The 12,772-nt window shown below is 40.4% G+C and carries 10 protein-coding genes; 4 read left to right on the top strand and 6 right to left on the bottom strand.

The genetic code is table 11. From position 1 onward, the window contains the following. Positions 1–317: 317 nt before the first annotated feature. Positions 318–1,187, top strand: coding sequence for a polysaccharide deacetylase family protein (locus QPX86_RS04820; protein ID WP_285164511.1), 870 nt, complete (start codon positions 318–320; stop codon positions 1,185–1,187). A gap of 135 nt (positions 1,188–1,322) precedes the next feature. On the opposite strand, the gene QPX86_RS04815 is transcribed toward QPX86_RS04820, so the two are convergent. The 5 genes from QPX86_RS04815 to QPX86_RS04795 all read right to left on the bottom strand — a co-directional run bounded on the left by QPX86_RS04815 (position 1,323) and on the right by QPX86_RS04795 (position 6,675). Next, positions 1,323–2,549 (bottom strand): OmpP1/FadL family transporter, encoded by a 1,227-nt coding sequence (locus tag QPX86_RS04815; protein WP_285164510.1) that lies wholly within the window; start codon positions 2,547–2,549, stop codon positions 1,323–1,325. A gap of 79 nt (positions 2,550–2,628) precedes the next feature. Then, entirely contained in the window at positions 2,629–3,618 is a 990-nt protein-coding gene (locus tag QPX86_RS04810; protein WP_119969129.1) for an efflux RND transporter periplasmic adaptor subunit, read from the bottom strand. Continuing rightward, positions 3,615–4,157 carry a magnesium transporter gene (locus QPX86_RS04805; RefSeq protein ID WP_285164509.1) on the bottom strand — a complete coding sequence of 181 codons (543 nt, stop codon included), beginning with the start codon at positions 4,155–4,157 and terminating at the stop codon, positions 3,615–3,617. The genes QPX86_RS04810 and QPX86_RS04805 overlap by 4 nt, the downstream gene beginning before the upstream one ends. A gap of 185 nt (positions 4,158–4,342) precedes the next feature. Further along, on the bottom strand, positions 4,343–4,660 hold the full coding sequence (locus QPX86_RS04800) for a hypothetical protein (protein WP_285164508.1): 318 nt from the start codon (positions 4,658–4,660) through the stop codon (positions 4,343–4,345). Between the two features lie 107 nt (positions 4,661–4,767). After that, positions 4,768–6,675, bottom strand: coding sequence for an alkyl/aryl-sulfatase (locus QPX86_RS04795; RefSeq protein WP_285164507.1), 1,908 nt, complete (start codon positions 6,673–6,675; stop codon positions 4,768–4,770). A gap of 124 nt (positions 6,676–6,799) precedes the next feature. Between QPX86_RS04795 and QPX86_RS04790 the strand changes: the two genes are divergently transcribed. Both QPX86_RS04790 and QPX86_RS04785 read left to right on the top strand, forming a co-directional pair. Then, entirely contained in the window at positions 6,800–7,720 is a 921-nt protein-coding gene (locus QPX86_RS04790; RefSeq protein WP_285164506.1) for a LysR family transcriptional regulator, read from the top strand. Between the two features lie 348 nt (positions 7,721–8,068). Continuing rightward, positions 8,069–10,576, top strand: a complete 2,508-nt coding sequence (locus QPX86_RS04785) for a bifunctional diguanylate cyclase/phosphodiesterase (RefSeq protein ID WP_285164505.1) — start codon at positions 8,069–8,071, stop codon at positions 10,574–10,576. Here QPX86_RS04785 and QPX86_RS04780 read toward each other — a convergent pair. After that, positions 10,573–10,911 carry a cytosolic protein gene (locus tag QPX86_RS04780; RefSeq protein WP_285164504.1) on the bottom strand — a complete coding sequence of 113 codons (339 nt, stop codon included), beginning with the start codon at positions 10,909–10,911 and terminating at the stop codon, positions 10,573–10,575. The genes QPX86_RS04785 and QPX86_RS04780 overlap by 4 nt on opposite strands. Before the next feature lie 1,082 nt (positions 10,912–11,993). Between QPX86_RS04780 and QPX86_RS04775 the strand changes: the two genes are divergently transcribed. Next, a complete protein-coding gene (locus QPX86_RS04775; RefSeq protein ID WP_285164503.1) occupies positions 11,994–12,725 on the top strand; it encodes a hypothetical protein in 732 nt (243 codons plus the stop codon). The last annotated feature ends 47 nt before the right edge of the window (positions 12,726–12,772 follow it).

Below are 12,772 nucleotides of genomic sequence, written 5' to 3'. Positions count from 1 at the left end.
TCATTTATATCTCTAGGCACTATTTATTTGTATCAAAAGTCATTTATATCAAAAGTCATTTATATCAAAAGTCATCATTGGTTATATCCCTTTGCCCCATTCATTACATGAATAGCCACACGCCATAAATTTGATTGCTTTCATGGCTGGCATTGTTACTTTATAAACACGTTCACGCTGACGACTAAGACGAAACCAGTTTTTTACTTAATGAGCCGCTTCAGTCAGTGGTGTTGAAACTTGATGGCTATAAGCTGAAAAAGCAATTCAATACACCATTACAATTCAATACACCATTACAAGTACAAGGATTAGTTATGTTGCGCCAAAATCTTGCATCAGCCATCACCCTTTTGGCGTTATCGATCTTACAAATCACTAGCACTGCATATGCTGCAACAAACCTAGCTGCAACAAACCTAGCTGCAACAAACCAGGCACCTACAAACCATGCGAATATTAACTGGCCCAATCATTATCAAGCTGCGGTGAGTTTATCTTATGATGATGCACTACTCAGTCAATTAAACTACGCAATTCCAGCGTTAAATAAGCATGGTTTTAAAGCCTCTTTTTATCTCACGCTATCTAATTCTGGTACCCAAACCGCTCTAGCGCGATGGCGTGATATTGCCGCTGATGGCCACGAACTGGGCAACCACACCTTATTCCATGCCTGCAGTAAAAGTATTGAAGGACGTGAGTGGGTCGAGCCTCACAATAATATTGATACTAAAACCGTGGCGCAAATGCAGCAAGAAATCGAAACCGCCAATACCTTCCTCCAAGCCATAGACCAACAAACTGAGCGTACTTTTACGCCGCCATGCGGTGATTTTTATGCCGCAGATGGTAATTATATTGATGCCATACGTGAAAACTTTGTCGCTATAAAAGGTTACAACCCACAACTGGCTCCAAAGTTCGATTTGCTATTAATGCCTGAAAATGTAGATGGCGAAACCTTGATTAATTTTGTCAAGCAAGCCCAGCAACAAGGGGGCATTGCCAACATATTATTTCACGGCATTGAAGAAGATTACTTAAGCGTCAGCAATCAAGCTCACAATGAATTACTGCAGTATTTGAGCGATAACCGAGACTTACTGTGGGTCGATACCTATTTAAATATTATGCAGCATGTAAAGCAGCGTACCACTGCCCACGGCACAGCAATTGCCAATTAATATCTGCTCGAAATTAACCATTAAATAACCGATACAAGAAATAAAAAAGCCGCTATTTAAATAGCGGCTAGTCGTTTTCTACGCTGGCTGTATCTACTCTGTTTTAAGCGCTAATTAGCGATAAAACATAAATGACTAGAAACGATAATTCATCAACAAGCCAAAAAAGTGTAAATCGATATCGTAATCGCCTTGTAGCGTACTCTCCAATGGCGAACCTTCTAACAAGGTATATTCAATACTCGATTGACCTGCATATAAATACTCATAATACATCTGTAAGCGCCATTGTGAGTTCAGCTCATAACTTGCGCCCATACCCAACTTCCAAATTTCACCTGTTGGTACATCAGGGTACTGATAAGTCGGATCATCTTGAGGTGATGTCTCATAATAAACACCACTTTCTAAACGCCACTTACTGTTAAGCTGGTAATGCACCCCAACACTGGCTGAAACGGTATCTTTCCAATCGCGAGCAATGCCGCCGCTTGCATTGGTTAGTGTCACAGGTGTTTCAGCAATTTTACTGAAATCAGTCCAGCCTAGACTCCACATCATTGCTGTGTCTGCGGTCAATTGATGATGACCACTTAATAATGCCATCGCCGGCATAACCACATTAATTGATGAGTCGTTACTTGCACCTAAGGCAGTGACTTCGCCATCTAATTCATGATCGATTTCCGAGCGATATGTAAAACCGATTTGGTTATTAGCATCGATTTTATAAAAACTACTCAAGGTATAACCAAAATCTAGACTGTCACCAGTGACTTCAATTTTCGGAATAATACCATCGGTGCTGCCAGCCAAATTCTGCTCTAACACACCCAATTCAGACACTAACCCAACGCCAAATGACAGCTGTTCATTCACTTTATATGACACACTTGGGTTAAGTTGCACAGTCAGCAACTGCGCATCTTGTAGTAATAAAGCGCCTGCATAATCAGGGCCGTAGTCAATCAGCGAACCGCCACTTGAAGCCAAAGCGACACCAGCAGTCCATTTGTCATTAATAGGTTGAATATAATAAAAAGAACCTACAGGCATGCTAGTACCAGCGGCAGTTTGATCATCGCCACCAGCAAAAACCCCCGTTGAACCGCTATCGGTATAATCAATACTCGATACCATGCCTTGAATATTAAATGCCATCACTGGCGTATCAAACTCAGACATAGCTGCGGGGTTAGCAAAAGCTGTTTCTGCGCCTTCTGCAATTGCTTGTGCTCCTGCTCCTGCTCCAGCTGTGCTGTTACTCATCATTCCTAATTCTGGGAACATATAAGCACCAGCATTGGCGTTGGTTGCGACTAACATTGATAGCGCAATAATCGAAATAGTATGTTGTTTCATGGTTATTCCAAATGAGTCATCTTTGATGGATGAGTAGGCTAGGTTTCAGTTAATGCCAGTGAAGACCTAGCCAGCACAATTACATGGCGTTGAGATAAGATTTATAAGAATGAAGTCTGACTGTGGCAGCGCCAATTACGTCAATAAAACCAAAGAAAGCATGTGGCTTTTTCGCTGCAATCCACGCCGAGCCGGTCGCCCCAATTGGAATAATTTTCCCTTCAGGCTCAAAGATTTCTAAAATGACAGTGCGGCCGTGAGAGCTAGTGTTTGCCCCAACATGTTGACGGACGCTTTGAGGGCCTTGAAGTGGCGAGATAGATGACTCACCAGTACCCGCGGTAAAGCTATGTACTTTGGCGCGGAACACTTCCCCTGGGTATGCATCAACATAAAACTCAGCAAATTGGCCTTTTTCAACATATCTAAAGGTTTGATCTGGTATGCGCATCTCTAAAAATTTACGAGAAGTATCATATAAATGCATATTACCCATACGGCTGCCATCAGCGACATTGACCACTGCAACTTGACCATCAAAAGGCGCACGAACCGTCTTTCTGTCTTGTTCAAACTCAACACGCTTATAATCGGCATGCAGCGATACTAAACTTGAGCGAGCAATACGTAGTTGCGATTGGTAGCTCTCGATATCGCGTTCTTTAAAGATTTCAGGAGAAATCTCAGCACGCTTAATATCACGTAGCATCTGCGCGATAGACTCTTCTTGAGTCACGATGGATGCATTGATATTTTCCAAGTCAGCATTTGAGCTAGTATCGATTAAGGTATAAATCACATCACCTTTTTCGACGTACTGGTTATGCTCAACATGGATCTCATCAATTTGCTCGCGAAGTACGGTTGAAAGCACAGAATGCGGAGCTTTAATGGTCGATGAATAGGTTAAATCCACAGGTGCCCATAAGCGTGATAACACACCTAATAACACCAGAATTAATACCCCGCCAGAGACTATCCAAAATGCACTTTTCAATGTCCATTTGATTGCACCGGTAGAGACTAAAATCCACATTAATAAAATGTACGGGATCATCACTTCTTTCATGACTTCACCTCAACTTTTGTTTCAGACTGATTAAGTGCCAGTGCTGCATTGTCAGCATTACCGACAACATCTTGTCGCTCCTTTTCGAAGCGGCTATTACGGATAATATTACTGAGTGACTTTCCTAATTGTTCCCAATTAGCAAAAGCGATAATGATGGCAAGTACCCACCAAGCTTTATGGACAAATAAGCCACAAAGAGACAAGGCAAACACTAATTGAATATGCGAACTCTTCTTTTCTTCGGCTTTATGTACCGCGACTTCATGAAGATCCCACAATAAGTAAGCAACAAATAAGGCGAGCGCGATAGTGACCGAAAACAGATAACCACTGAAATACTCAGAGTTAAAAATCATCATCATGGCGTCATTAGGGGTATTACTGAATTGGGTTAAATCGATATCTTTAGAATTGATTGTGCCCATTGGGGCAAGCAGATAAGCGCCGGCAATCATAACTGCCATAAAGCTCATAAACTTCAGTAATACTTTACATATAATAAATATTACTCGGAAAATACTTTTTAAAACGTTCATATCCTTTCCTCTTTAACATTCACCATGGTGCAAACATGTTGAAAAGTTAGGTCAATAACAACTCACGCTCGTTGGCTGAAAGTGTTAATAACGTCGCGAAGATCAGTGAACTTCCATGTGACGACATTGAAAAATGCCTTCTGATTTCATTGACTAATGTAATGACTCAGCTAATTGCTTTGGTATTACTCTGGTGCGTGTAGATGATTAACCTGTTGTTCGTCATGGTGATGATTATGCTCATGGTGGAGATTATGATCATGGTGCTGATGGCTATCGTGGCTATCATGATTGGCTAACTCACCAGCAAAAATCTGATTAATATCAATGTGCTTTAACGGTTGGTTATTAGCCTGTTTAATCGCAATCATAAAGCCATTTTCGTCATGAATATGCGGGACAGTCATATCGACATCGCCACCACATGCGCTCACAGTCAATGGCATTGCAGATACACCGATAACGAACAAAAATGACGTGGTCAATAAACTGTTTTTCATCATCTAGCTCCTTACTTGTGACTCAAATTAAGTGTGCATTGATAAGCGTTAGGGCTTGAGTATGCCAACCTATTTGCTGGCATACTCAGCTTAATGAACCTTAACGAGGACTAACGAAGGGTGATTTTTGGTGATTCTAAAGGCTTATCAAATAAACCGAAGAACTCAGGTACCGCAGTCGCATCGCCGCTCACTTGGATATATCCTTGTTGAACCGCATTAACAAAATCAACCTTACCGACCAGTAATCCTAAGAACACCGTTTTAGTTAACTTAACTGTGGCCTTTGGCTCACCTTGATAGTCTTTGTGGAACTGAGCCACACTGCGACGCACTTCAAGAGCATGGGTTTCATTGGTATCGCCAAATTCAAATGCAACCGTAAAGTGTTTGTCTTGGCTACGCTCAGCGTTCAAGCTGAAACGTAATGCATTCACTAGCTGCGATGGCTCAAACTCTGCCATTAAGTCAGGTGCTTGAAGGTTAATCTTCTTCGAGTAATCAATTGTGCCATCCAACTCTTGCGCTGAGGTTAAGTACCAGTTGCGCCAGTTATTGTTGGTTTCTCTGTAACCTAACTCTCTTAGCGCCATCGCTTTTAGCTCACGAGGCTCCATATCGTTCAAATCGATTCGAATGGCGTGGGTTGCTAATTCAGCACACCATTGGAAGTCACCGTTATCACAAGCATCAACCGCAAAATCCATCATCTTGTCTTTGCCGCCAACCATCGCAACATAACGCTGAGATGCTTCAACTGAGTAAGTTGGGTTAAGTGTTGTTGGGTCACCATCAAACCAGCCCATTTCACCAACAAAGATTTGTTTTGCTGCGTGACGAATAGATCCGTAGAAGTCACCTAACCAAGGATGGTTAACTAAGTGCTCAGGTAAGATGATTTGACGGATTAAATCTTCCTGTGTCGCACCATCGTTAATGGCTTTGATAGATTGGTCATAGGTAAATTGAATCGCGTCACGATAAGACGTTAAAGTGTCATCTACATGGGCAGCACCATTAACTGGGCGGCCGTGAGATAACATCATAGTGTTCGCTTTGTACTCACGCAGCATATCAACACCTGGAAACCAAACACTTGGGTCGCGATACTGGGTGCCACGAATTGTGTGTAAGTTCGGGAAACTCTCACCTTGGATGACTTCAGAACCAAACAGCATGTCAAATTCAGGGAAGTAAGCAGTGATTTCATCAGAAGCTTCTGAAGGTACATGTTTAAATTCTACTTTCACCCCTTCAATTTCCATTTCTAACTTACCAAACATTCCTTCAACTAAGGTATTTGGCTTAATTAAGCTGTGCTCACGGATTTCAAAGTCAGGGCCTAAGCCGCCATTAATACGGCCGCCTTCTTCAACATTAAGTAAAGTGCCTAATGAATAATCAACGCGGAAACCAAGTGCTGGGCCGGTGCCGCCCATAGAGCCTTTAACCACGTTTTTCATAAATGTATCGTGGGCAATAATTTTAGCGTTTTCTACACCTTCAATACCACGAACACCAGCGTAGTGATCTGGATGCCAGTGAGAATACATCACAGCTGCAACAGGTTTTTCGTTGCCAGTCACTTTACGAAAATCAGCCATTACAGCTTGCATTTTGTCCACTGACTCAACAGGGTCAAAAATCAATAACCCCTTGTCACCATCAACAATCATCGGCGACGTTAAGCCATAACCATAGACTTGATAAAATTTGTCTTTATAAACAAATAAGCCTTTGTCCATTTTCTTTGAGTGAGCAGTTAACTGTGGGTGAACCTTGTCAGATTCAGCGTCAAAGGCGTCATTGCCGCCAGTTGGAATGAAAGTCATATCTTGGGTATCACCGTGCCAAAAATGAGTGGCACCTGAGTTTTCCCCCAAGTAATAATCATGAGAAAGCGTTGGAATATCGACACTCACACCATCAAACCTATGTTGATGTGCATCAGCTGCAAGTGTTGTGCTTGAAAAAGAAGTAGCTAAAAGAACAGATAACGTAATGACAGATCGTTTCATATAAACCTCGTTTCATAATTATCAATATTTGATGGAGGTATCGTATATAAATACTGCAGAAGTTAGCTGATATATGATATAAGTTAACTTATATCAAGAGCAATAATGACACTTGAGTTAAGAAATGAAGCATTCAGATTACAGTCTTATTCCGACCTTTGTAGCCATAGTCGAAGAGAAAAGTTACACCAAAGCAGCCAAGCGTTTAGGCATTAGCCAATCGGCTGTCAGCCAAGGCGTGACAAGGCTTAAAGAAGTTTTTAAAGACCCGCTTTTTATTCGTAGCAGCCATGGTGTTGAACCCACTCAGTTTGCTTTTGATATCTATCCAACATTGGCAAGCGCGGTGGAAAATATCGCCTATACCATGCCCGAATTTAAAAAGTTTGATCCGCTAAAATGTGACAAACAATTTGTTATTTCGTCATTAAGTGTATTCGGTTATACCCTGCTCCCTGAGCTTGCAGCCTTAATGAGCCATGAAGCGCCATTAGCCAGTGTCAAAGTCGAACCGCTATTTAACCATGACCTCACCAATATCCTGCGTTCACAACAATGCGACTTAGTCATTGAGGCGCACTCGAATCAACACAGTGATTTACGCTCTAAAGTCATTATGAAAGACAACCTGTGCGTGATGTGTCGTAAAGAGCATCCAAGGTTCAAAGATAATAAAATCACCATTGAATCTTTCCTCGCAGAAAAACATGTGATTCATTCTCAATTAGATCAAAAAGACGGTTATTTGATGGGACGTGGGTTAAAAGATGAAAGCACTTTAGGGAAACGACAAATCGCATGGCAAGCTAGCAGTATTATTGAAATGCTTCCAGTGATTGAGCAATGTGATTACATCTCCATTTTACCGCAGCGATTAGTCGATAAATACGTTGATGTATTCAACCTCAAACAGCTCGACGCCAGTTTTTTACAAGATCCAGTGGAAGTCGCCATGTACTGGCATTCATCAAGAACCAATGACCCAAGCCATAAATGGCTACGTAACCAACTTGAAAAAGCGACCCAAAAATATAGTAGAGTTTAAGTTGAATGATATCGGATAACGCTATTTTATTTGGCGCTCCTCATCGCAACAATCGTTAGTAACGAGGTGTCAGCAATCAAGCCCATAAAGAGGTATTACAATACTTAGCAGATAATCAAGACATCCTGTGGGTCGACACTTATCGAAATATCATGGGACATGTTAACTCAGCACTTTACCTTGATGAAAAAGCAACCAAGCCTCATTAAATACCATCAATAGCTTGATGATTCTCACATAATCTAAAGTAATTGATATCGATATTATTTATCTTAATAAGGGGCGTTGAGTTTTGTTCTATGATTAGTCTAAGCTAAAACAGAAATACAAGGATATTCAAGGAAGATTATGCTGCTATGGAATGACCAAAAACTGATTAACTTAATCAAGTATGCTCCTGCGCTAACGGTATGCTTTTTTATGATAGTGATCAATGCGGTCATCATTCATGACAACCAACAAAAAGAAAATGAAAGCATCCTATCCCTTCGAGAAGACGTTATTTCTCGTCAGAAAAAAGAGATTAATCAACAAGTAAATCAAGTCATCAATGTCATTCAATTCAAAAACAACCTGGTATTATCACAGCTAAAACAGCAGTCCAAATCACGGGTCGATGAAGCCCACTCAATCGCGCAAAGTATATTCGTTAATAATCCTGACAAGCCGAAATCAGACGTCATAAAAATGATTATCAATGCGTTAAGGCCGATACGCTTTAATGATGGCAGAGGGTATTTTTTCATTTTTGACATGCAGGGCAATAATATCCTACATGGATTAAAGCCCCATCTGGAAGGCACCTCAGTATGGGATGCCCAAGATTTACGCGGCACTTTCATCCTGCAAGAGCACATCAATAAAATAAAACGCCAACAAGGTGAAGCCTTTTATCATTGGTGGTACCAAAAACCAGGGTACCCAGCCACACAAGAATTCGAAAAAGTCGGCTTTGGTAAACAATTTACCCCATTTAATTGGTTTATCGGGACTGGAGAGTATATCGCCGATGTTGAAAATGATGAGAAGGCAACCTTACTGAATTGGATTTCTGAATACGACTACGGTAATCATCAACGCCTGTTTGTCATTGACAAACAAGGTCACTCACTCGCTAACCCTATCACGCATAACGAGCATGCTTTTATTGATCGCCATGAAGATACAACGCAACAAATGGTGAAACAGCTACTTTCCCAAGTAACCACTGAAGGTAACTTGGTGGAGTTTGATTTATCGAGCCAAACAGAGTTTGCATTAACCCCGGTAGAAATCACTTATGCCAAACTGTTTGAACCATGGGGCTGGATTGTTGGCTCTCACTTCAATTCCCATGACTTTGAAGCTTACCTTATGAGCAAGCAAGAAGCCTTGCTGCTCAATAACCACGAGAAATTAATGAAGGTACTGACATTAAGTATCATCTCCACTTTTCTTATGGTGGGAGGCTGTTTATTTGCAAGTAACCTTATTGCGAATCGATTCAAGAAGTTTAAACACCGTATCGAAAAGGATTTTACTAAGTTAGCCAACTCAAAAGCCACCATGAAACATATGGCAATGCATGATGCATTAACTGGGCTTCCTAATCGAATGTGTTTATTAGACAAGATTAACCAAGATCTTAAATCTGCTAAAAAACACCATAAAAAGCTCGCGCTGGTGCTGATTGATATTGATAACTTCAAAAAGGTTAATGATATTTATGGCCAGTCATCAGGAGATGAATTACTTAAAAAATTAAGCCAAGCCCTATCGCAATCAATTGAACCTATCGATACCTTGGCACGCTTTGGTGGCGATGAGTTTGCATTTTGCTTTCCTAACTTAGATAACAACCAACAAGTTCATCAAAAAATTGCGCTAATACAAACGATCTTAAATAAAGCCTATACGGTAAATAACACTGAACATATGATTAAGTGCAGTATTGGTATTAGTATGTATCCCTCAGACAGCCAAGATCCTGAAGGCTTAATCCGAAAAGCAGACATCGTACTTTATAAATCTAAAACCAATTTAAACGGCTCAGTCACATTCTTTAATGCAGAAGTCGATGCTCAGGTCAGTTATGAGTATCAGCTTGAAGAGCAACTAAGGGAGGCATTAGACAACAATGAAATTAGCGTCTTGTATCAACCTCAAATCAATACCCGCAATGTGAAAATACAAAGCGTTGAAGCGCTTGCTCGTTGGAATAACCCAAAGCTTGGTTCAATTTCACCCGACGTGTTCATTAACCTTGCAGAACGAACAGGACTGATTATTGATATTGGCTTATTTATTTTCCGTAAAGCCTGTGAAGATATCTTAGCAACATCGCCCAATGGGCACGGTGCAATCAATGTCTCAATCAATATCTCACCTAAGCAATTAGTGGATATCAACTTCGTAGAATCAGTGACCCAAATCGTCAGTGAAGTGGGTATTGATATTCATCGTATTACCTTAGAAATTACTGAAAACTTAGTGCTTCAAGATTTAAAAATGACCGCCATAATTTTAAATGAATTAAAGGCACTAAAATTTGGTATTTCCCTTGATGACTTTGGCACCGGCTACTCTTCATTGAGTTATTTAAACGAGTTACCGATTACTGAAATCAAAATTGATCGATGCTTTATTAATAATATTAATAGCAGTAAGCAAAGTAATGCACTCGTAAAAGCCATTTTTGCCATAAGTGAAGCTTACAACATCAGTGTTGTCGCTGAAGGTGTTGAAGAAAAAAGGCAGTTCTTAACGTTAAAATCATACCGTTGTGACCTCATTCAAGGGTATTACTTCGATAAGCCGCTGACCGTAGAGCAACTACAACAAAAGTACTTTACCCCTGAGTTTGCATCACATGGTTAGTCCATTCGGGTAATAAGCGTGTGTTCGTCATCCACAAAAGCAACAAAGCCGCCGTGATAGATAAACACCCGACCACGCCCTTCAACTATGCAGGCAAGCTGTGGGTTCAAATCTTCTTCGTTATCCTGACTTTGAAAGGTTCCCGTGTCAGTGATTACGCCGCTGAATGTAGGCAAATATCCATAACTGCGCTTCGCTTGATCAATCAGGCTCAATTCGCTGGCGCTTGAGAAACAAGATGGGATAGCACCTGCGTCTTCAATAAACATCGTTTTCAGTTCTTCAAAAGCGGTAATCACCAGCCAGTCGATGCCGTTAACATGATGGATAAACATAGAGTGTCTCGTTAATTCTGATGCAAAGATTTTATCACTATCAGGGGAGAACCTAGTAGCGGTTTAGTTACTAAAGCGCGTCATTCTGTGCCATTTGGGATATTCACTAAGCCAACTTGAACCATATTTTGCTTAAAAGTTTGTTTGCGATAGAGGGTAAATTAACTTTTTGGGGTTATCTCTGCTTCCAAACTCCGTTTGGATTAACGTCGTGGCGCTTCGCCCACACCAGAGCAAGAAGGGTGAAACTGCTCACCCCCTCTTGCATCTCCCCAGCAGCTCCGGCGAAATTTAAACAGCAAAATTTCCAACGGAGAATCATCCAGCTTTGAACTTCGTTTGTAGTTCTAACGTGTTTCTGCCCCATTCCTTGTTTACTATTTTGAAAACTCTACGTCTTGGTACTTAGTTAATATCAGTTTTAGGCATAGGGATTTCACACTGAATTTCCAAACTCCGTTTGGATTAACGTCGTGGCGCTTCGCCCACACCAGAGCAAGAAGGGTGAAACTGCTCACCCCTCTTGCATCTCCCCAGCAGCTCCGGCGAAATTTAAACAGCAAAATTTCCAACGGAGAATCATCCAGCTTTAAACTTCGTTTGTAGTTATAACGAGTTGGTGCCCAAAGTCTGTTTTATTATTTTGAAAAATCAAAGTCATGGCGCTTTGCGGAAATATCACCTTATATTTTCTACTGTATTGTGCACTCGATCTGACTTTAAAGTACTAGAAAGATATACAGTTATAAATGTACGCAAATGACTTGCGAGTAAAGTGAGCAAAAATCGCGTACTTTATGCTCGATAAAATTCTATTTCCCTGATAACTTATTGAAATTAAAATGATTGATAAAAGGTTGTAGAGACCTCTACATCAAAGCGCTCACTTTTGCGGGCTTGATATTAATAAAACAGGTGTTAAATTTTCGTTTTATCTTTACTAAACAGTCGGTTGGCTTGGTATCCTTGCTACTAAGTTGAATTTTAACAGGAACATTATCGAGCAGCTATATAATAAGCTGTTATGTGCCGGATTCTATTAACAAGTGGGGCATTTGGCTAAATAAGTATGAAGGAAGAACATGAAAACTGATACGGAAGAAACACAAGTATCAAAAGCTGATAATAAACAATTTAAGATTCAGGTTGCTATAACGATCCTTGCGTCAATTTTGACTATTTTTGGTGTCAACTACCAATTGACACAAGAACAGAAAAATTGGCATATGCAACGTAAAGTTGTGATGTATGAAAAACTTCAAGATCAGAAGTTGGAAAGTTTTAAGCAAATTAATAAACTCTTGGCCGATTATAAGAGGGCATATCAAAATTACATGTATGCTAAATATTTTGGTTCCATTGGCCCTGAAATTTCTCGGAAAAATTTGGAGCTCGCAAAACTGATTCCAGAGCGTAAAGAGGAATTGGAGTCAAGAGCTGTAGAGTTTAGTAAACAAGATCTTTGGAAATACTCGATTAAAAGTACTGCTGATGCTCTAGAAGCATACCGTTTAGCATATGACAATCTTACTGCGCATATTCAATACTCTATCTTTTTCTTTAGTCCTGAATCCCGAGGGCATATGAAAAATTTCTCAGAATATGTTTCTACTTCGTTTATTCAAACTTGGCCGAAATTAAATTACGATCTTTTATTAGAAAAGGTAACAGACGGCGCTCATCCGTGGGAAGCTCTTGATAGTTTAACAGAACATGATCTCGGCCAATTTTCACCGACCGAGTTTAATAAGCTGCAAGAGTTGATGGTTATGCAAATGGTGCGTGACATCTACCATACAGAAGATTTCGATTAACTTAAATAAATCAATAAAACAAGCACATAACAAACTGTTTAAGAGGG

Origin of the sequence: Shewanella goraebulensis (assembly GCF_030252245.1) — a bacterium.
Taxonomy (GTDB): domain Bacteria; phylum Pseudomonadota; class Gammaproteobacteria; order Enterobacterales; family Shewanellaceae; genus Shewanella; species Shewanella goraebulensis.
This window is presented reverse-complemented; position numbering and strand designations above follow the sequence as displayed.